This window comes from Exiguobacterium sp. s6 (assembly GCF_018618155.1).
In the GTDB taxonomy this organism is placed as follows: Bacteria; Bacillota; Bacilli; order Exiguobacteriales; family Exiguobacteriaceae; genus Exiguobacterium; species Exiguobacterium mexicanum_A.
Genome location: NZ_JACSLN010000001.1, coordinates 2,022,460 through 2,041,508, shown reverse-complemented (window position 1 = coordinate 2,041,508; position 19,049 = coordinate 2,022,460). Strand labels below are relative to the sequence as shown.

Annotated in this window: 22 protein-coding genes; 21 read left to right on the top strand and 1 reads right to left on the bottom strand. The window is 52.0% G+C overall.

What is annotated here, in order from left to right; all coding sequences use genetic code 11:
• The first annotated feature begins 15 nt into the window (after positions 1-15).
• The 10 genes from KNP75_RS10545 to KNP75_RS10500 all read left to right on the top strand — a co-directional run bounded on the left by KNP75_RS10545 (position 16) and on the right by KNP75_RS10500 (position 11,276).
• Positions 16-1,368: a carbohydrate ABC transporter permease gene (locus tag KNP75_RS10545; RefSeq protein WP_052090084.1), complete on the top strand. Its 1,353-nt coding sequence runs from the start codon at positions 16-18 to the stop codon at positions 1,366-1,368.
• 1 nt (position 1,369) lies between these two features.
• Positions 1,370-2,203 carry a sugar ABC transporter permease gene (locus KNP75_RS10540; protein WP_034776607.1) on the top strand — a complete coding sequence of 278 codons (834 nt, stop codon included), beginning with the start codon at positions 1,370-1,372 and terminating at the stop codon, positions 2,201-2,203.
• A 23-nt stretch (positions 2,204-2,226) separates the two neighbouring features.
• Entirely contained in the window at positions 2,227-3,738 is a 1,512-nt protein-coding gene (locus KNP75_RS10535) for an alpha-amylase family glycosyl hydrolase (RefSeq protein WP_215190341.1), read from the top strand.
• Between the two features lie 51 nt (positions 3,739-3,789).
• Positions 3,790-4,833 carry a LacI family DNA-binding transcriptional regulator gene (locus KNP75_RS10530; protein ID WP_034776611.1) on the top strand — a complete coding sequence of 348 codons (1,044 nt, stop codon included), beginning with the start codon at positions 3,790-3,792 and terminating at the stop codon, positions 4,831-4,833.
• Between the two features lie 234 nt (positions 4,834-5,067).
• On the top strand, positions 5,068-6,015 hold the full coding sequence (locus KNP75_RS10525; RefSeq protein ID WP_215190340.1) for a YsnF/AvaK domain-containing protein: 948 nt from the start codon (positions 5,068-5,070) through the stop codon (positions 6,013-6,015).
• Between the two features lie 88 nt (positions 6,016-6,103).
• Complete coding sequence (locus KNP75_RS10520) at positions 6,104-6,913, top strand: YsnF/AvaK domain-containing protein (RefSeq protein WP_034776614.1); 810 nt, start codon at positions 6,104-6,106, stop codon at positions 6,911-6,913.
• Entirely contained in the window at positions 6,910-7,317 is a 408-nt protein-coding gene (locus KNP75_RS10515; RefSeq protein ID WP_034776616.1) for a general stress protein, read from the top strand. Before KNP75_RS10520 ends, KNP75_RS10515 begins: the two co-directional genes overlap by 4 nt.
• A gap of 210 nt (positions 7,318-7,527) precedes the next feature.
• Complete coding sequence (locus KNP75_RS10510; protein ID WP_214797174.1) at positions 7,528-9,825, top strand: glycoside hydrolase family 65 protein; 2,298 nt, start codon at positions 7,528-7,530, stop codon at positions 9,823-9,825.
• Positions 9,826-9,970: 145 nt separating this feature from the next.
• Entirely contained in the window at positions 9,971-10,819 is an 849-nt protein-coding gene (locus KNP75_RS10505) for a YitT family protein (protein WP_034776620.1), read from the top strand.
• 73 nt (positions 10,820-10,892) lie between these two features.
• On the top strand, positions 10,893-11,276 hold the full coding sequence (locus KNP75_RS10500) for a nucleoside phosphorylase-I family protein (protein WP_034776622.1): 384 nt from the start codon (positions 10,893-10,895) through the stop codon (positions 11,274-11,276).
• Positions 11,277-11,321: 45 nt separating this feature from the next.
• On the opposite strand, the gene KNP75_RS10495 is transcribed toward KNP75_RS10500, so the two are convergent.
• On the bottom strand, positions 11,322-12,134 hold the full coding sequence (locus KNP75_RS10495; RefSeq protein ID WP_215190339.1) for a Cof-type HAD-IIB family hydrolase: 813 nt from the start codon (positions 12,132-12,134) through the stop codon (positions 11,322-11,324).
• Positions 12,135-12,299: 165 nt separating this feature from the next.
• Here KNP75_RS10495 and KNP75_RS10490 point away from each other — a divergent pair, with 165 nt between their 5' ends.
• The 11 genes from KNP75_RS10490 (at position 12,300) to KNP75_RS10440 (ending at position 19,041) form a co-directional block, all read left to right on the top strand.
• Positions 12,300-12,494, top strand: coding sequence for a YjzD family protein (locus tag KNP75_RS10490; RefSeq protein WP_034776626.1), 195 nt, complete (start codon positions 12,300-12,302; stop codon positions 12,492-12,494).
• Between the two features lie 67 nt (positions 12,495-12,561).
• Positions 12,562-12,981, top strand: coding sequence for a thioredoxin family protein (locus KNP75_RS10485; RefSeq protein ID WP_034776627.1), 420 nt, complete (start codon positions 12,562-12,564; stop codon positions 12,979-12,981).
• Positions 12,978-13,760: a phosphatidylserine decarboxylase gene (locus KNP75_RS10480; protein ID WP_052090086.1), complete on the top strand. Its 783-nt coding sequence runs from the start codon at positions 12,978-12,980 to the stop codon at positions 13,758-13,760. The genes KNP75_RS10485 and KNP75_RS10480 overlap by 4 nt, the downstream gene beginning before the upstream one ends.
• A gap of 127 nt (positions 13,761-13,887) precedes the next feature.
• Positions 13,888-14,514 (top strand): YqeG family HAD IIIA-type phosphatase, encoded by a 627-nt coding sequence (locus tag KNP75_RS10475; RefSeq protein ID WP_034776630.1) that lies wholly within the window; start codon positions 13,888-13,890, stop codon positions 14,512-14,514.
• Between the two features lie 134 nt (positions 14,515-14,648).
• Positions 14,649-15,761, top strand: coding sequence for a ribosome biogenesis GTPase YqeH (yqeH, locus tag KNP75_RS10470; protein ID WP_034779781.1), 1,113 nt, complete (start codon positions 14,649-14,651; stop codon positions 15,759-15,761).
• Positions 15,758-16,543: a shikimate dehydrogenase gene (aroE, locus tag KNP75_RS10465; protein WP_214752415.1), complete on the top strand. Its 786-nt coding sequence runs from the start codon at positions 15,758-15,760 to the stop codon at positions 16,541-16,543. Before yqeH ends, aroE begins: the two co-directional genes overlap by 4 nt.
• A 5-nt stretch (positions 16,544-16,548) precedes the next feature.
• Positions 16,549-16,845: a ribosome assembly RNA-binding protein YhbY gene (gene yhbY, locus KNP75_RS10460; protein WP_034776635.1), complete on the top strand. Its 297-nt coding sequence runs from the start codon at positions 16,549-16,551 to the stop codon at positions 16,843-16,845.
• A complete protein-coding gene (locus KNP75_RS10455; RefSeq protein WP_214752417.1) occupies positions 16,842-17,411 on the top strand; it encodes a nicotinate-nucleotide adenylyltransferase in 570 nt (189 codons plus the stop codon). The genes yhbY and KNP75_RS10455 overlap by 4 nt, the downstream gene beginning before the upstream one ends.
• Entirely contained in the window at positions 17,401-17,958 is a 558-nt protein-coding gene (yqeK, locus tag KNP75_RS10450; protein WP_214752419.1) for a bis(5'-nucleosyl)-tetraphosphatase (symmetrical) YqeK, read from the top strand. Before KNP75_RS10455 ends, yqeK begins: the two co-directional genes overlap by 11 nt.
• Before the next feature lie 10 nt (positions 17,959-17,968).
• A complete protein-coding gene (rsfS, locus tag KNP75_RS10445; RefSeq protein WP_034776639.1) occupies positions 17,969-18,316 on the top strand; it encodes a ribosome silencing factor in 348 nt (115 codons plus the stop codon).
• Positions 18,316-19,041: a class I SAM-dependent DNA methyltransferase gene (locus tag KNP75_RS10440; protein ID WP_034776641.1), complete on the top strand. Its 726-nt coding sequence runs from the start codon at positions 18,316-18,318 to the stop codon at positions 19,039-19,041. Before rsfS ends, KNP75_RS10440 begins: the two co-directional genes overlap by 1 nt.
• Positions 19,042-19,049 lie beyond the last annotated feature (8 nt).

The window sequence follows — 19,049 nt, the reverse complement described above, 5'->3', positions numbered from 1 at the left end:
AAGGAGAAATTGAGGATGGCTTCAATCGCGAACCCTAAAACGCCGGAACAACGTCCGGAAAAACCGACCAATCATGCTCGGAACGCCGCATTACTTTCGATCATTCCGGGAGCCGGTCAATTCTATAACAATCAAAAAGCGAAAGCGATCGCTTTCTTTATCGTTATCATGTCTTATTTTGCAGTAAACTACGATCTCTTTTTCAAAGGGGCGGGCGCAGGACCTGGCGACCGTGGTGGCCTTTGGGGATTGATCACGCTTGGCGAAGTGGCAGGACCTCGTAACGACCACTCCATCTTCTTGATGGTAGAAGGGATTGTCGCATTAATCTTACTTTTCTTCGGAATCGCGTTCTACATCTGGAACATTCGTGACGCCTACCGAGTCGGTCGCATTCGTGATCAGCACCTAAACGTCCCAACGTTCCAAGTGCAACTCCGCAACTTGCGCGACCATGGATTCCCATACTTGATGTTGATCCCGTCGCTCATCTTGCTCGTCTTCACAGTCGTATTACCACTCATTTTCACATTCTTGATCGCGTTCACGAACTATCGTTACAACAACGCACCACCGGCAAAACTTGTCGAGTGGATCGGGTTTGAGAACTTCACACGAATTTTTGAAATCGACATTTGGCGCGACACATTCGTCGGCGTTCTCGGCTGGACACTCGTCTGGACGGTCGCTTCGACGGTCGGTGTCATCGCGATCGGGATTTTCCTCGCGGTCCTCTTGAACCAAGAAGGCCTTCGCTTCCGCCGCTTGTTCCGCTCGATTTTGATTTTGTCATGGGCCGTTCCAGCGTTCATCACAATCTTGATTTTCCGTTCGATGTTCAACGAATCGTTCGGTGTGTTCAACACGACGATCCTTCCAGCGTTCGGACTTGATCCGATCAACTGGATGACCGATCCGACGGCGACACGCAGCGCGCTCATCTTGATTCAATGGTGGCTCGGCTTCCCGTTCATCATGACGCTCATGACTGGGGTATTGCAATCGATCCCTGGCGACTTATATGAAGCGGCAACGATTGACGGTGCGACCATCTTTGACAAGTTCCGCTTGATTACGTTACCGATGCTCTTGTTCGCAACAGCACCGATTCTCATCACGCAGTTCACGTTCAACTTCAACAACTTCAACATCATCTATCTCTTTAACGGCGGTGGACCGGCTGTACCGGGACAAACTGCCGGTGGTACCGATATCTTGATTTCATGGATTTACAAATTGTCTCTCGGAGCCAACCCGCAATACGGACTTGCGGCTGCGATCACGCTCATTTTGTCATTCTTCATCATGACACTTGCCGTCATCCAGTTCCGTCGGACAAAATCTTTCAAAGACGAGGATATGATCTGATATGAAAAAACAAAAACGAATCAATTTGGCGTTCTCTTATGTCATCTTGACGCTTGCGTCGATCATCATTCTCTATCCAATGCTTTGGGTGGTAGGGACGTCATTCAACCCGGGTCGTACCATCACGTCAAAAATCATTCCAGAAAATCCGACGTTCATTCACTATAAAAACTTGTTTGATCTAACGATTTCGGATTATAGTTTATGGTATGTGAACACGTTGAAAATCGCTTTCATTACGATGGCGCTCGCTGTCATCTTGGTGACGATCACTGGTTATGTGTTCTCGCGCTATCGTTTCGTCGGACGGAAGAACTCGCTCGTCTTGTTCCTCGTCTTGCAAATGGTGCCGCAATTCGTCGCCATCATCGCCATCTACGTATTGCTCAACATGCTCGGTCTTCTCGACACGCACACAGCGCTCATTCTGCTGTATGCCGGTGGCGCGATTCCGATGAATACGTACTTGGCAAAAGGTTATTTCGATACGATTCCGAAAGAGCTCGATGAAGCCGCTCGGATGGATGGTGCCGGTCACCTTCGTATCTTCTGGCAAATCATTTTGCCGCTCGCGAAGCCAATCGTCGCAACGATCGCCCTCTTCAACTTCATGGGCCCGTTCAACGACTTCATCTTGGCATCGCTCGTCCTTCGGACACCAGAGAAACAGACGCTCGCGGTTGGTCTTTACAACATGATTTCTCGACAGTTCGACAACAACTTCACGTTGTTCGCGGCAGGCGCCGTCCTTTCGGCCCTCCCAATCGTTCTCTTGTTCTTCATGTTCCAACGCTACTTCGTCTCGGGTCTTACTGCCGGTGGTACGAAAGGATAATACTCACTTAAGGGGGAAGCGATATGAGGCGAGGCGTCGTGCTCGTTCTTCTGTCGCTTCTTTTGTTTCCAACAGTCGTCGGAGCGAAAGAAGCAGCATCGTGGGAACAGGAACGCATGTACTTTATCATGGTCGATCGGTTCGTTGACGGGAATCCCGATAACAATGACCAGGTCGATCAGAATGACCCGAAAGCCTTTCATGGGGGCGATATCCGAGGCGTGATTGAAAAACTTGATTACATCGAGTCGCTCGGATTCACGTCCATCTGGTTGACGCCGGTGTTTGAAAACATGCCGGGCGGTTACCATGGCTATTGGATTAAAGATTTTTATGACATCGATCCCCAATTCGGGACGAAAGAAGATTTGCAGGAGCTCGTCGATGAGGCGCATAAGCGGGATATGAAAGTCATCCTCGACTTTGTCGTCAACCACGTCGGGCCGAACCATCCGTGGGTCAAAGAAAAACCAGACTGGTTCCATGACGAGCTACCAATCGTGCTGTGGAACGATCAAGAACAAGTCGAGACGCACTGGCTGTTCGATTTGCCCGACTTTAAAACCGAAGACCCGGAAGTGAAAGACTACTTGCTCGAGGCGGCCACGTATTGGATTGAAGAGACCGGCATTGACGGCTATCGTCTCGATACGGTACGTCACGTCGACAAACCGTTTTGGGAAGATTTCGTCAAAGCGGTCCGTGAAGTCGATCCAGATTTTTATCTCTTGGCCGAAGTGTTCGATCCGGACCCGCAGTATGTCGCCGAGTATGATGGCTTAGGCTTCAACAGCATCACCAATTTCACGTTTTATGACCGCGTCTCGAAGACGATGACGCAAAAGACGGCGAACGTCGACGAAATCGATGTGGCCGCAAGTTACGCCGAGACGTTCTTTAATGATCCGAACCAAATGGCGACCTTCCTCGATAACCATGACGTCGAACGTTTCATGCACGTCGCGGAACTAGGTGGTGCCGAGTCGGCCGAACGCAGGCTCCGCCTCGGATTGTTCGCCCTTTACGCGTCACCGGGGATGCCGATCGTCTTCCAAGGCACGGAGAATGCACAAAAGGGCGGGGCTGATCCCGCGAACCGGGTCATGACCGATTTCCCTGGAAATGAAGAGCTCCATGAATACGTTGCGACGATGAACCGGATGCGCGCCGAATACCCGGTGTTTGCGACCGGTGAACAACGGATGATCGCTTCGAAAGACGGCATGGCCGTGTTTGAACGTCGTGACGGCGAAGATGTCGCGCTGTACGCCATCAATATGAACGCCGAGGACAGAGAGATTGAATTCGAGGTAAGCGAGGTCGGAGAAGATACACGGCTTCGTGGTCTCTTGTTCTCACAACTTGTCACGGACAGCCGTGGCACGTTCACCATCAAACTCGCAGGAGAAAGTGCGAACGCCTACATCGTCGAAGAATCGGAAGTGAACATGTGGACGATCGGTCTACTCGTGGTCGCCATCCCGATTTTCTTGACTGGATTGGTCATGTGGAAGCGTCGCAAGAGCGCGAGCTGAGGATACCCTGTGATAGGGAACTTTGAACTAACGGAAGCAAGGGGGAGCATCATGCAAATCACGATTAAAGATGTCGCCAAACACGCCAATGTCGCACCGTCGACCGTGTCACGCGTCATCGCCAACAGTCCGCGTATCAGTCAAAAAACAAAAGAGCGTGTACGCAGTTCGATGGAAGAACTCGGGTACCATCCGAACATTCACGCCCGAAGCCTCGCCAACCGCTCGACGCAGTCGATTGGTCTCGTCATGCCGAGCGCAGCGACGAAGACGCTACAAAACCCATTTTTCCCGGAAGTGTTGCGTGGGATCAGTACGAAAGCCCATCAAAACGGCTACTCGCTCTATATGACGACTGGTGTCACCGAAGAAGAAGTATTGTCCGGTGTCATCGAGATGGTGCAAGGACGTCGCGTCGACGGGGTCATCGTCTTGTATTCACGAGAAGACGACAAAGTCGTTCAATACTTACGTCAGACGAAATTCCCGTTCGTCGTCGTCGGGAAGCCGTTCGGGGATGCTTCATCAATCACATACGTCGACACGGACAACTATTTGGCCGGACGAGAAGTGACGAAACATCTATACAATCTCGGCCATCGCTGTATCGCCTTCATCGGAGGCTCGGATAAACTGGCGGTCACGCAAGACCGGCGCAACGGGTATGCGACGGCGCTCATGGAAGCAGGGATCCCGGTTCGCGAAGACTATATCGCCCGGGCCGAGTTCATGACGAAAGGCGGCGCCAAAGCCGTGCGCGAGTTGCTCCAACTAGAGGAACCACCGACAGCCGTCGTCGTCAGTGACGATATGATGGCGCTCGGTGTCATCAGCACGCTCAGTGAGATGGGACTCGGAATCCCTGAGGATGTCGCCGTCGTCAGTTTTAACAACGTCTACATCGCAGAACACTCGAACCCGCCACTCACATCGGTCGAAATCAACATTTTCGGCCTTGGTTTCGAGGCGACGAACTGTTTGATTGAACAGATCGGCGATAGCGCACCACCTTACGGGAAACGCGTCATCGTGCCGCACTATTTGGTCGTACGCCAGTCGTGCGGTCAGAAAAAGAAGACTGAAATCGTTGAATGAGTGCAAACCTTCCGTATCATGCGGAAGGTTTTTTTGTGGAAAATCTCAATGCATATAATAGAAGCGAAAGCAATCGGTCGAAAGTCATGATGTTACAAACAGATTACAATCATGAAAGAAACGATTGAAACGGAGTTGCAAGGGAACATCTACATTACCGGCCGAATGGCAGATCATTTTGAATCCGCCCAGCCAATAACCAAAAAATACAGAATGTGAAAGGGAGATACAATCATGGATAACAAACGTTATGTAGGCACTTACTATCAGGAGTCAGAGCTCGTGTCAAAAATTGATCAACTTCGTGCCGAGGGGCATCGCGAAGACGATTTGTACGTCGTTGTGAAAGATAAATCGAACCTTTCGATGGTTCGCGGCGAAACGGATGCAGAAGTAAAAGAAACGAAAGCGTCATGGCTTGATCGCTTCTTTGGAGTCGCGGACGGAGAAGACGAAGTTCGTCATACGTTCGATAAACTCGGTTTCTCAGAAGAAGAGACAGCACGTCACCGTCAAGACATCGAGAACGGTGGATTCGTCCTCTTGTTGGACTCGAACGACGGCATCTTAGATGACGGTCGTAACTCGACGTTCGAAGGTGGCCGCACATCAGCTGGCTACGGTTCAGAAGGTAACGAAGCAGGCAACATGACCGCACGTGACGTTGGGATGACAGGAGCTTCAAGCACTGGTATTCCATCGGAACGATTCAACGATATGGATGAAGATATTCGTAACCGCACGGATTTGACGGATGAGCAAAAGCTCGAATTGCATGAAGAGCGTCTCCAAGTGAACAAAGAGCGTGTTCAAACAGGAGAAGTTCGCGTCGAGAAAGATGTCGTCGAACACGAAGAACGTGTCGATGTCGAAGTCGAGCGCGACGAAGTCTACGTCGAACGCCGTCGCGTTGATGGGGACCGTGAAGCGACAGGACATTCATTCGATGCGACAACGGACCGCGATGAGATTCGCGTGCCGGTCACGGAAGAGCGCGTCGATGTGACGAAGAAAGATGTCGTCGCCGAAGAAATCGTCGTCGGCAAAGAGAAAGTGAAAGATACAGAAACGGTACGTGAGACGTTACGTAAAGAAGAAGCGCACGTCGAAGGGGAAGATGACCTTCGTCATCGTGATCATGACCGCGACCATACACGTCGTGATGAGCGCGACCGCTTCTAATCTGATTGACTAAGTACCTCGACAAGGATGGCTCTCTCTGAGGGACCATCCTTTTTTTCGCCAATTGACTAGAGGAGGAACGAACGCCATGAAACATGCAATCATCTCAGAAGTTTTTGATCATCCCGAAGAGTTGCTTAATCGAACGGTCGATTTAAAACGAGAAGGGTATGAAGAAGAAGACATGTACGTCCTTGTCAAGCGGGCCGATGTGGCGGACGCTGTCCGCCGTCACTCGAACCTCTATGTTCTCGTCACCGATGAACCGGGAACGGTCGCCTCGCTCGTAACGTCGAGTGAGCGGCCAATCGAACGCTGGCTCAAAAGCATGCGCTTGACGTCAGAGCAACAAGACCGCTTTGCGAAAGAAGTTGAACAAGGTAGACTCTTCCTCTATGTCGACGCGGACCGGAGTGAACAACAGTTTAATGCGACGAGTTCGAAGACCGAACCCGCGCCGAAGACGGAGGAACAGACGCTCGCCTTACACGAGGAACGGTTGACGATCGAGAAGCAAGCGGTCCAAGCAGGAGAAGTCGTCATCAATCGTCACGTATCGGAGACCGAACAAGAGATTGAAGTGCCCGTTCGGAGGGAACAGGTCCATGTGGAGCGGACGACCGGATCAGAAGATGTGGTCGAAGATTATGACTTCGATCAACCCGGTATCCGCACGATCGACGAAGGGGACCACTTACGGATCCAAGTCATCGAAGAACGAGCTTTCATCGTGAAGCGTCCTGTCGTCGTCGAAGAAATCATCGTTCGAAAACAAGTGACCGAAGACGTCAAGACGATGACGGAAACGCTCCGCAAAGAAGAAATCGAAGTGACCGAAGTCGGACAAGCCGATGTCACGGTCGAAGACCATACAACGCGAAAGGATGAGACACAATGAGTAAACGTCGTTTTGTAGATACGTATCCAGAGGAGGCGGCACTCGTCGCCAAAATCGATCAACTGACCGAAGAGGGTTACGACGAAAGTGATGTGTTCGTCGTCGCGAAAGATCAAGACGATGTGTCGCTCGTCAAACGGAATACCGATGCGAAAGTGGAAGAAGCAAGCGCGAACTGGATGCAGAAATTCACTGGCGTCGCGGAAGGCGAGGAAGAAGTGAAGCGGGCCTTGCTTGACCTTGGCCTCACTGACGATGACGTCAACCGGGCGTACGGAGATATTTTAAACGGAGGGTATGCCCTCATCCTCGACGAACCGGATACGGGATTCAATGACGGGAACAACCCGGCATTCGAGGGTCACGAAGCGAATGCCGCGTTTGGACGCGACCAAGACAAGTGACTAGAGCACCTACTGCCTTCTTGAAAAGGTGGTAGGTTTTTTGTTTGCTCCAAAAAGTAAGAAAAAAATTTATGCAAACGATTGCATTCTTGTGTGAGTCGTGTAAAATGAGAGGTGAGATTGAAATACAGCGCTTTCATAGACAAACGGTTGCATGATTCGATTGTCTGATGACGAGTAGCCTTGTAGAGAAAAAGGAGTGGCAGACAGATGAAACGATTGTTTGCAGTCGATGAATGGAAAGTAACGGAAGAGAACTTGCATCCGAAAGAAAACCGCCTCGCAGAATCGATTACCTCGCTTGGTAACGGTCATATGGGGATGCGCGGTAACTTTGAAGAAGATTATTCAAACGATACACACCAAGGCTTCTATGTGGCCGGCGTCTATTATCCAGATAAGACACGTGTCGGTTGGTGGAAAAATGGATATCCGGAGTACTTCGCAAAAGTATTGAACGCGACGAACGTCGTCGGTCTTCGTGTTGCCATCAACGGGACACCGGTCGATTTGGCGAAGTGGGAAGTGAAAGACTTCACGCGTGAGCTCGATATGCAACGCGGCGTTCTCACACGGACGTTCACGCTCGTGAACGGAACGGAAGAGACGAACGTCGAAGTCGTCCGTTTCTTCTCAATCGTCGATAAAGAGATTTTGGCAATCCGTTACAACGTCACTCCGGTGAACTACGAAGCGAAAGTTGAATTCACACCTTACTTGGACGGCGATGTCGTCAATGAGGATTCGAACTATGATGAGAAGTTCTGGTTACCGGTCGAGCATGGTGTTGAAGAACGTTTCGGATTCGTGACAACGAAAACGAAGAAACTCGATTGGCACATCACGGCCTCGATGATCGCAGACGTCGAAGGAGCCCGTTGTGAAGTGCTCGAAGCGACTGACCTTTACGTCGCCAACAAATTCACGGTCACGGCGGCAGCTGGCGAGACGGCGACAGCGTACAAATACGTCTCGGTCGTCACGAACCGTGACTACGAAGTCGAGGAATTGCAGTCGACGGGAATGCAACGCGTTGAGATGGCGTTTGAGAAAGGCTTTGAAACGCTTCTCGCCGAGCAGACAGAAGCATGGCTCGCTCGTTGGGAAGATGCCGACGTCCGCATCGATGGGGACGCCGAAGCGCAACAAGGCATCCGCTTCAACATCTTCAACATGTATCAAACGTACACGGGTGAAGACTCGCGCCTCAACATCGGACCGAAAGGGTTCACCGGTGAGAAATACGGCGGTGCCACATACTGGGATACGGAAGCGTATTGCCTCCACTTCTACTTGGCAACGACGAAACCTGAAGTCTCATGGAACTTGCTCAAATATCGTCACAATCAATTGCCGCAAGCAAAAGAGAACTCGGTCAAGAACGTCGGCATGGAAGGCGCCCTCTATCCGATGGTGACGATGAACGGGGAAGAGTGCCACAATGAGTGGGAAATCACGCATGAAGAGATTCACCGGAACGGTGCGATCGCCCACGCCATCTTCAACTATACGAACTTCACGGGCGACAAGTCATACCTAGGTCAATACGGACTTGAAGTATTGGTCGAGATCTCGCGTTACTGGGCGAGCCGCGTCAACTTTGTCCCGCACAAAGACGTGTATATGATCCTAGGCGTCACAGGTCCGAACGAATACGACAACAACGTCAACAACAACTGGTATACGAACTTGATTGCCGCTTGGACGCTCGAGTACACGCAAGAAGTGTACAACTATTTGAAAGAAGCAGAGCCGGCGCGCCTTGAAGAACTTGTCGCGACGCTTGGTCTCTCAGATGAAGAACTCGCGAAGTGGAACGATATCCAAACGAAGATGTACTATCCGAAAGATGACCTCGTCCCAGACGTGTTCATGCAACAGGACGGCTTCATGGATAAAGAACAGATCTTGGTGAAAGACCTTGACCCGAAACACTTGCCGCTCAACCAAAACTGGTCGTGGGACCGCATCCTCCGCTCGAACTTCATCAAACAAGCGGACGTGCTCCAAGGGCTGTATACGTTCAGCGACCGCTTCACGGTCGAACAGAAGCGGGCCAACTTCGACTTTTATGAGCCGCGTACGGTTCACGAGTCGAGCTTGTCACCTTGTGTTTACTCAATCATTGCGGCCGAAGTCGGTTACGAAGACAAAGCGGTCGAGTTGTATCAGCGTTCGGCGCGCCTCGACCTCGACAACTATAACAACGACACAGAAGACGGGCTTCACATCACATCGATGGTCGGCTCATGGATGTCGATTGTTCACGGTTTCGCAGGCATGCGCGCCCTCGAGACGGAACTCACGTTCAGCCCGATGATTCCTAAGGGCTGGAACGGGTACTCGTTCAACATGCTCTGGCGCGGTCATCACTTGACGGTCACGTCGACGCGTGAACAAGTGACGATCAAACAGACGGGCGGTACGGACGTGTCGATCCGCGTCTACGGAAACGTCGTCACGGTCCCGGCAAACGATGCGGTGACCATCGAGACAGTGAAAGCGTGACCAAACGCATCAGCTCAACAAGTCGGCTCCGGCCGGCTTGTTTTTTTATGAGAAGCGCGGACACATCCCATTATTTTTATGGTAGGCAGCACTAGAAAACTATGTTATCTTGATTCTTAGCCATTTTTGAAAGGGGAGACAGAACTTGACGGAAGCCGTTAAAGAACACGCACGCATCGGGATCGTTTCGATTATCGGGGGAGTGTTCGTTGCATTATCCATGACATTATTCTTAATCCCGGCGGGGGTATACTCGACCGGATTTACAGGGCTCGCCCAAATCTTTACGAAACTGTTTGCGGGGACACCGTTTGAGCTCGGAGAAGGGATTTGGTTCTTCGTCTTGAACGTGCCGCTTTTGATCGTCAGCTATTTCATGCTCGGCAAGAACATGATGATTCATACGTTGATCAGTGTTGCGGCAGTTACCGTGTTTATTCGCGTGCTTCCACAGTCGTCAATCATTTCGGACGACCCGCTTTTGAACGCTGTGTTCGGCGGGGTTTTGCTCGCCATCGGTTCGGGGATCACGATTCGCTTCGGTGCCTCGACCGGTGGATTTGATATCGTCGCCCTCATCTTGGCGAAGTTCACGAACAATTCGGTCGGCGTCTATCTGTTCCTCATGAACATGATGATCGCGCTTTGGGCCGGTGCTTTGTTCGGGTGGCCGACCGCGCTTTATACGATCGTCTTCTTATACGTCACGTCGAAAGTCATCGACGAGATCTATACGAACACGCAGCGGCAGACGCTCTTCATCGTCACGAGTCATCCGGACGAAGTGACGAAAGAACTGCATCAGCACGTCTTCCGCGGCATTACGCTCATGCCGGCAATCGGTACGTATTCGAAAGTCGAGAAAGCAACGCTCATGATGGTCGCCCAGCGCCACGAAGTGCGTGAGATCACGCGAATCTGTAAAGACGCCGATCCAAGCGTCTTCATCAACATGGTTCCGACTGAAAATGTCGAAGGTGCGTTCCGACGCTGAAATGAACCCCCGCTGAACGCTCAGCGGGGGTTATTCTATAGATAGGAATAAAAAGAGATGGGGTGGACGTGTGATGATTGGAGTCAGTATTGCGACGAAGTGGGAATACGAAGCGACATTGGAGCATTATGACGTCAAAGCGGATGAGCGGTTCAGCTACCCGTATGGCGAGTACTTCATGAGGACGGTTGATCGAGCGGTCGTGATGTGGAACGATTATTTAGAACTCAAAGAGCATGGCGTCACCATCGCGGACACGGAAGCAGGTGCCATCGCCTATATCTGTAAGAAAAATGACGTCGAGTGCATCATTATCAAAGGCATCTCTGACTTCCCGACGGATGAACGCGACGCGAATCCAGTCGAATCGAACGCGGAACAAATCAATGTGTACATCGCGAACACCCCGAAAGTCATGACCAAGATTTTTGACGACTATTTGATGCGCTTTCTGTAGGCAAATCGCAAAAAACACCGACTGCATGAACAGTCGGTGTGTGGATTATGCTTTGATGCCAAGTTTTTCTTCGAGGTAGATGGCGATGCCGTCTTCCATATTCGAAGCGGTCACTTCATCCGCGACGGCTTTCAACTGGCTGATGGCGTTGCCCATCGCGACGCCGGTGCCGACGTAGTCGAGCATCTCGAGGTCGTTTTCCTCGTCGCCGAACGCGATGATGTTTTTGCGGTTGATACCGAGATGTTTCGATACTTCGCGCAACCCGAGCGCTTTCGACGTGTTCTGACTCATGACCTCAATCATGTGCTCCGGCATGCGCCATTGGCGGTTCAAGACGGCCTCGGCGTGGACTTTATTCAAACGAGCGCGGACGTTATCGACGTGCTCTTTCGTCGCGTGGATGAGGAGCGATGTCGGTTCTTCCTGCAAGTGCTTGAGCAAGTTGCCCGACGTGACGCTGAGCGCGCGCTCGGCGTACGGGCTGTAAAACTCTTGCGGATCTTTATGGAAGTAGACGTGGTCGGTCACTTCGACGACGATGTTGTGCGCTTTCGTGTCCGAGACTTCCTCGATGATCTCGTGCGCCGTCTTGAGCGGGATCGGCCGGTGCGTCACTTCGTATGACGGATCTTTCGGGTGATGGACGAGCGCTCCGTTAAAGTTGATGAGCGGTGTCGTCAAGCCGAGTTCTTCGTAATACATGATCGAATGGCGTTGTGGGCGTCCGGTCGCGATCATGACTTCATGACCGGCCTCACGGGCCGCTTGAAGCGCGCGCACGTTGCGCTCACTGATCGTTTTGTCGTCGCGCAACAACGTTCCATCTAAATCGACTGCGATTAAATAACGTGACATAAAGGGTTCCTCTTTTCTACGAGATGCTTATTTCTCAAACCGTACCATATTTCCCGTTTCGACGGAAAGAATATACAATCGAGGTCGCACATTTTACGGTAACAATGCTATACTAAGGTCGTATGAATTTTTCATGAATCATCTGTGAGATGGAGGGGACTATCGATGCGTTACTTAGTCACATTGTTCTGGGCGATCTTGCTTTCGAATACAGCAATCTTTATCATTTCTGCTGTCGATGGCGTGTCGTTCAACGCGATGCTCGCGACATTCTTTGGCGTCGTCATCACGATCTTTATTGTACTCTTGGACACGCTTAACCAAGATATGGGGATTAGCGACGTCGCACAAGAGAAGTAAGACGTCTACAACCAAGCTGGCTCATATCCGAGTCAGTTCTTTTTATATTATTTAGGAGGAATCGAATATGAAAAACAGTGCCAAACGGGCGAACTTCATCACGTTCGCCATCATCGGTGTCATCATCATCGTCGGGATCGCTCTCTTGTTCTTCTTGAACAATGCGAACGAGGAGACGGGCGTCAACGCTGTCACACCGGACGAGCTTGAAACGAAGATTTCAGAAGAAGAGGAAGTCGTCGTCTACTTCTGGCAGACTGGTTGCGAATACTGTGAGCAAGTCAAACCGTACGTCGAGCCACTCATCGAAGAATATGACGCCGTGTCGATCAACTTGGCCGACCACAACGTCTGGACGACTTACGGCATCAACGGGACACCGACAATGATTCGTTTCCAAGATGGAAAAGAAGTCGGTCGTGTGGAAGGTGCCGTCTCTGAACAACAATACGAGACGTTCTTTAAAAACGAGGAGGGCGCACAGTGATCAAAAGCCGCTTGTATCAGACTTTGTTTGAGTTGAACGCGACCCCGGTCATTGCCAAACGACTCCGTGCCTTCGCTGAATCGTCAGCGAGCCGGTCCTTCATCCCTTCGTTTGCGAAAACGTATCAAATCAATCTTGATGAAGCGGCGGAGCCGATCGAGGCTTATCCGAGCTTGCACGCCTTTTTCACACGGCACTTGAAAGAAGGGGTCCGGCCAATCGATGCAAGTCCGGACTCGGTCGTCTCGCCATGTGACGGGAAACTATCCATCGTGGCCGATATCACGGACGATAGCCGCTTCGAAGTGAAGGGACAATCGTACACGCTCGCCGAACTGCTCGGCTCGCAACAAGAAGCGAGACGTTACGCCGGCGGCACGGTCTGTGTCCTCTACTTGAGCCCACGCGACTATCATCGCGTTCACGTCCCGCTCGCCGGGCGGGTGCTCAGCCACTACGAGCTCGGTGACCGTTCGGCCCCGGTCAATGACATCGGCTTGACGGAGACGGTTCGTCCGCTCTCACGAAACTATCGCCGCGTCACACGCTTTGAAACGGCGTCCGGGTTGTACGAACATATCATGGTCGGCGCCTTAAACGTCAACACGATCGAATGGACGCTCGACGGCGACCGCGCTGCCAAAGGAGAAGAGGTCGGATACTTCTCGTTCGGTTCGACCGTCATCCTATGTTTTGAGAAAGACCGCGTCACAATCGACCCAGCAAAAATCGGTCCGGTGCGACTCGGAGAAGTCATCGGTACGATGCAAAACGATTGATTTTAAAAACTTTTTCAGGCCGACCGAACGATACACTAGTCGTTTGGTCGGTTTTCGTTTACCATAGAAGGGATATCACTACATGTATAGTAGTTGAATCGCTTTAGCTAATTGGAGGAATTTAAACGTGTTTAATCGACTTTATCCGAAACAGTTCGTCGCGTCAGTTTTTGACATCGACCTTGAAGAATTGAAAGACCGTGGGGTCCGCGTCATTTTGACGGACCTTGATAATACACTCGTGGCCTGGGACGTCCCGCACGCACCGGAGCTTCTTTTGCTATGGCTTGAAAAAGTGAAATCACACGGACTCGATGTCATCGTCGTCTCGAATAACAACGAGAACCGCGTACGTACGTTCACGGAACCGCTCGGCCTTCACTATGTGGCGCGTGCGAAAAAGCCGTTGCCGTCTGGATTCAAACAGGCGCTCGCAAAATATGGATACTCGACGAAAGAAGCCATCTTCTTAGGCGATCAATTGTTCACGGACGTGCTCGGCGCCAATATGGCCGGGATTCACGTCATCCACGTGCAACCGGTCGTCAAGACGGACGGACTCGTCACCAAGTTCAATCGCATGCTTGAAAAAGTCGTGTTCGCCCATATGAAACGTCGCGGGAAGTACGTGTTGATCACGAAAAAAGTTGAGGAAATCGCTGTCGATGCGAAGCGCGCCAAAGTGGCGGTCGCTGAGAAAATCGGTGAAGCGATGCACTCTCGTTCCGAAGATTCACATAAAAAAGATGAATAAGGACCTCGAACGCACAGGAAGAAGGAGGCTGTCCATGTACGGCGCGTAAGGCGTCGGAATTAACGCTTCAGGAGTAGCGGCGAGGCGCTACGGTGAATGAAGAAGAGGCAACTCAAATGACAGCAGACAACATTATGGAAGAAACAAAACGTTATTGCGCCGGTTGCGGCGTCGCCATTCAAACGGAAGACCCGACCGGTGTCGGTTATGCACCAAAATCGGCACTCGATCGCGAGATCGTCATTTGCCAACGCTGCTTCAAATTGAAGCACTATAATCAAATTCAAGACGTCGAACTGACAGATGACGACTTCTTGCGTATCTTAAACGGCATCAGCGCGAAAGAAGCGCTCGTTATCAAAATCGTCGACATCTTCGACTTCAACGGTAGCTGGTTGCCGGGGCTCCAACGCTCGGTCGGCACGAACCCCGTCCTCTTGGTCGGGAACAAGGTCGACTTGTTGCCGAAATCGGTTAACCCGAACCGGATGTCTAACTGGATGAAGGCCGAAGCGAAAGAGCTCGGTTTGGAACCGATTGACGTCCATTTGATCAGTGCGAAAAAAGGTCACGGGATCGACGAGCTCGCCGAAAAGATCGAATATTATCGGAAAGGCAAGGACGTCTATGTCGTCGGTTGTACGAACGTCGGGAAGTCGACGCTCATCAACCAAGTCATCAAACGTTTCGGGGCAGAGGACGAGGCCATCATCACGGTCAGTCATTTCCCGGGAACGACGCTCGACTTGATCGATATCCCGCTCGATGATGATGCGAACCTTTATGACACGCCAGGGATTATCAATCGTCACCAAATGGCGCATTACGTCGATGCGAAAGATTTGAAAACGATCACCCCGAAAAAAGAGATCAAGCCGCACGTGTTCCAGTTGAACCCGCAGCAGACGCTCTTCTTCGGTGGACTCGCCCGTCTCGACTACATGGAAGGCAACAAGCGCTCATTCGTTGTCTACATGTCAAACGAGTTGAAGACACACCGGACGAAGCTCGACAAAGCAGATGAACTATACGAAAACCATATCGGTAAGATGCTCAACCCGCCGAACGAGAAGACATTACAAATGTTGCCTCCGCTCGTGCGTCACGAGTTCAGTCTCCGTGACGGCGTCAAGACCGACATCGTCTTCAGTGGACTCGGTTGGGTTGCGATTCACGGAAAAGGTGGACGCATCGCCGCATGGGCACCAAAAGGAGTGGCCGTCACATTGCGTGAGGCGCTCGTATGAGACTGGCCGTCCTCGGTCACCCGATTGCTCATTCGCTCTCTCCCGTCCTGCACGAGCAGTGGCTGAGCGCGTCTGGGCTTTTCGGGCGCTATGAGGCACTCGACGTCGCCCCGGACGAGCTCGGGGACTTGTTTCAAGCGATGCGGGACGGCGTCTGGGACGGCTTTAACGTCACGATTCCGTACAAAGAGGCGGTCATCCCGTATCTCGACGAACTTGATCAGGCGGCTGAAGCCGCCGGTGCCGTCAACACCGTCTATAAACGGGACGGAAAGCTGATTGGGACGAATACGGACGGTGTGGGTCTAGTCACCGCACTCGACCGTCATACCGATTGGACGGGACGTGTGCTCGTTATCGGGGCAGGCGGGGCAGCGCGCGGGATCATCAGCGCCTTGCCGACCCGAGCCGTCACGATCACGAACCGAACGATGGAACGAGCGGAGCGTCTCGCGGAGGCGTTCGGCATTGAAGCGCAGGCGCTCACCGACGTTGATCCCTCACGCTATGACGTGATCATCCAGACGACTTCGGTGGGGATGGATGGTATCCATTCGCCTCGATCATTAAAAGGTTTACGACAAAACACCGTCGTTTGTGATATCATATATCGTCCACTCGTCACACCGTTTTTAAAGGAAGCCGCCAAAAGTGACGCGAAAATCGTCAACGGAACTGCCATGTTCGTCGGACAAGGTGCTTTGGCGTTTGAATATTGGACAGGTGTGAGACCGGATCAACTTGTCGGAATGAAGTTAATTGAAAGCTTATTGGAGGAATAAATAGTATGTTATCAGGTAAACAAAAACGCTTTTTACGTGCTGAAGCACACCACCTTTCACCGATTTACCAGGTCGGGAAAAATGGAGTCAGCGAAGCGATGTGCAAAGACATCAGCGACGCGCTCGAAAAACGTGAGCTCTTGAAAGTTCAAGTGCTCCAAAACTGTGCCGATACGCCGAAAGATGTAGCCGGTGAATTGGCTGAGGGCACGAAAGCCGAAGTCGTTCAAGTCATCGGAAAAGTCATCGTCTTGTACAAACAGGCGACTGAGAAAGAAAATCGCCAAATCAAACTCCCATGAGCCGCATCGGCCTGATGGGAGGCACGTTCGACCCGCCGCATCTCGGTCATTTGTTGATTGCCGAGCAGGCACGTGAACAGCTCGCCCTCGACGAGGTCTGGTTTCTACCGGCGGCGATCCCGCCTCACAAGGCGGGGTTCAGTCCGGCCGAGGATCGGATCGAGATGACACGACGGGCGATCGCGGACCAAGCCGATTTCAAGCTGAGCTTGATCGAGTTTGAACGCGACGAACCGTCTTACACGGTCGAGACGATGAGACGGTTGCGGGACATGTACCCAGACGACACGTTTTTCTTCTTGATCGGGGCGGACTCGCTCGAGTCGCTCGAGAAGTGGTTCGATTACGACACGCTCGTGACCCTCGTCACGTTCGGGGCCGTTGCGCGTCCGGGTAGCCGGTATCGCATCCCGAGACAGGCAGATGTGCGCACAATCGATATGCCGCAACTCGAGATCTCATCGACCGATATCCGGGAACGGGCGAAACGGGACAAGTCAATCAAATATCTCGTCCCACGCGATGTCGAAACTTATATCAAGGAGCGCAACTTGTATGACGTATGAGGAAGCACAATCATTGATTGAGGCGACATTGCCGGAGAAACGCTATATCCACACGCTCGGTGTCGTTGAGACGGCAGATCGGTTGGCCCGTTTATACGGTGCCGATGTGGAACAAGCACGTCTCGCGGCGATGTTGCATGACTATGCGAAATATTTTGATAGCGATATGATGCGCCAAGTCGTGGTCGAGGAAAACCTTGACCCGAGCTTGCTTGCGTTCGATGACGAACTGCTGCATGCACCGGTCGGCGCGATTCTATTAGACCGGGCGTATGACCTTGACCCGGCCGTTGTATCGGCCATTAAGAACCATACGACCGGAGAGCCTGGCATGTCACGCCTCGACCAGATTTTATTCGTCGCGGACGCGATTGAACCGAACCGGTCGTATCCGGGCGTCGACACGTTGCGTGACCTCGCGGACCGTTCGCTCGAAGCGGCCGTCGTCGCGACGTTGCGTCAGACAATCGATTATTTATTGAAGAAGTCGGTGCGAATCTTTCCACTGACGATTGAGGCGTATAACCATTTTGTGAAAACACCCTAGGAGGTACAGTATGACTGTAAAAGAAGAATTAGAATTGATCGTGAAGGCCGCTGACGATAAGCGTGCCGAAGATATCGTCGTCCTCGACATGGAAGGCATCTCACCGGTCGCAGATTATTTCGTCATCTGCCACGGTAACTCAGAGAAGCAAGTCCAAGCGATCGCACGCGAAATCAAAGACGTGGCCGGCGAGCATGAGCTTCCGCTCCACAAATTCGAAGGCATGGACTCGGCACGTTGGGTGCTCGCTGACCTCGAAAACGTCGTCGTCCACATCTTCCATCGCGATGACCGCGACTACTACAACCTTGAAAAATTGTGGGCAGATGCGCCACACGTTGAAGTGGAAGTCGGCTAATGGCGTACGAAGGGTTCGCCTACGTCTACGATGAGTTAATGAAAGATGCCCCGTACGAGGATTGGGTCGCCTTCGTGCGTCGCCACGTCCAAGACGGTGCATCGCTTGCTGACGTCGGATGCGGGACGGGCTCGGCGACGATTCGCTTGGCGGAACATTACGAGACGATCGGACTCGATTTATCCGAGTCGATGCTCGAAGTCGCCCAAGAGAAGGCGCTCGAGGCAGGCATCACGCTCCCGCTCTGGCAACAGGACATGCGGGAGCTTGAATTGCCACACCCGGTTGACGCCGTGACGATCCTTTGTGACTCGCTCTGCTACCTCGAGGATGAGGCCGACGTCATCGACACGTTCGAGGCGGTGTACGAACAATTGAAACCGGGCGGCATGTTCATCTTCGATGTGCATTCGCCGAACAAGATGCAGACGCTCTTCAATCAGAAGACGTATGCCTCGAACGGAGAAGATTGCTCGTATATCTGGTTCGCCGACCCAGGCGAAGCACCGCTCTCGGTCGTGCACGATTTGACGTTCTTCGTCGCCCTCGAAGATGGCACGTATGAGCGTGTTGAAGAGACACACGAGCAACGGACGTACGAGCCGGGGCAATATATGCAGTGGCTCATCGGAGCCGGCTTCCATGTGAAATCGGTCACCGCTGACTTCACGGACCAAGCCCCGGGCCCGAACGCAGAACGAATCTTTTTTGTCGCCCAGAAATAAACGAGACC

Bases quoted from the DNA above. Each gene is read 5' to 3' on its own strand.
- KNP75_RS10500 (WP_034776622.1), top strand. From the start codon at position 10,893: ATGATTGGAGTCAGTATTGCGACGAAGTGGGAATACGAAGCGACATTG.
- KNP75_RS10525 (WP_215190340.1), top strand. From the start codon at position 5,068: ATGGATAACAAACGTTATGTAGGCACTTACTATCAGGAGTCAGAGCTC.
- KNP75_RS10535 (WP_215190341.1), top strand. From the start codon at position 2,227: ATGAGGCGAGGCGTCGTGCTCGTTCTTCTGTCGCTTCTTTTGTTTCCA.
- yhbY (WP_034776635.1), top strand. From the start codon at position 16,549: ATGTTATCAGGTAAACAAAAACGCTTTTTACGTGCTGAAGCACACCAC.
- rsfS (WP_034776639.1), top strand. From the start codon at position 17,969: ATGACTGTAAAAGAAGAATTAGAATTGATCGTGAAGGCCGCTGACGAT.
- KNP75_RS10540 (WP_034776607.1), top strand. From the start codon at position 1,370: ATGAAAAAACAAAAACGAATCAATTTGGCGTTCTCTTATGTCATCTTG.
- yqeK (WP_214752419.1), top strand. From the start codon at position 17,401: ATGACGTATGAGGAAGCACAATCATTGATTGAGGCGACATTGCCGGAG.
- KNP75_RS10515 (WP_034776616.1), top strand. From the start codon at position 6,910: ATGAGTAAACGTCGTTTTGTAGATACGTATCCAGAGGAGGCGGCACTC.
- aroE (WP_214752415.1), top strand. From the start codon at position 15,758: ATGAGACTGGCCGTCCTCGGTCACCCGATTGCTCATTCGCTCTCTCCC.
- KNP75_RS10530 (WP_034776611.1), top strand. From the start codon at position 3,790: ATGCAAATCACGATTAAAGATGTCGCCAAACACGCCAATGTCGCACCG.
- KNP75_RS10495 (WP_215190339.1), bottom strand. From the start codon at position 12,134: ATGTCACGTTATTTAATCGCAGTCGATTTAGATGGAACGTTGTTGCGC.
- yqeH (WP_034779781.1), top strand. From the start codon at position 14,649: ATGGAAGAAACAAAACGTTATTGCGCCGGTTGCGGCGTCGCCATTCAA.
- KNP75_RS10545 (WP_052090084.1), top strand. From the start codon at position 16: ATGGCTTCAATCGCGAACCCTAAAACGCCGGAACAACGTCCGGAAAAA.
- KNP75_RS10440 (WP_034776641.1), top strand. From the start codon at position 18,316: ATGGCGTACGAAGGGTTCGCCTACGTCTACGATGAGTTAATGAAAGAT.
- KNP75_RS10485 (WP_034776627.1), top strand. From the start codon at position 12,562: ATGAAAAACAGTGCCAAACGGGCGAACTTCATCACGTTCGCCATCATC.
- KNP75_RS10455 (WP_214752417.1), top strand. From the start codon at position 16,842: ATGAGCCGCATCGGCCTGATGGGAGGCACGTTCGACCCGCCGCATCTC.
- KNP75_RS10490 (WP_034776626.1), top strand. From the start codon at position 12,300: ATGCGTTACTTAGTCACATTGTTCTGGGCGATCTTGCTTTCGAATACA.
- KNP75_RS10520 (WP_034776614.1), top strand. From the start codon at position 6,104: ATGAAACATGCAATCATCTCAGAAGTTTTTGATCATCCCGAAGAGTTG.
- KNP75_RS10510 (WP_214797174.1), top strand. From the start codon at position 7,528: ATGAAACGATTGTTTGCAGTCGATGAATGGAAAGTAACGGAAGAGAAC.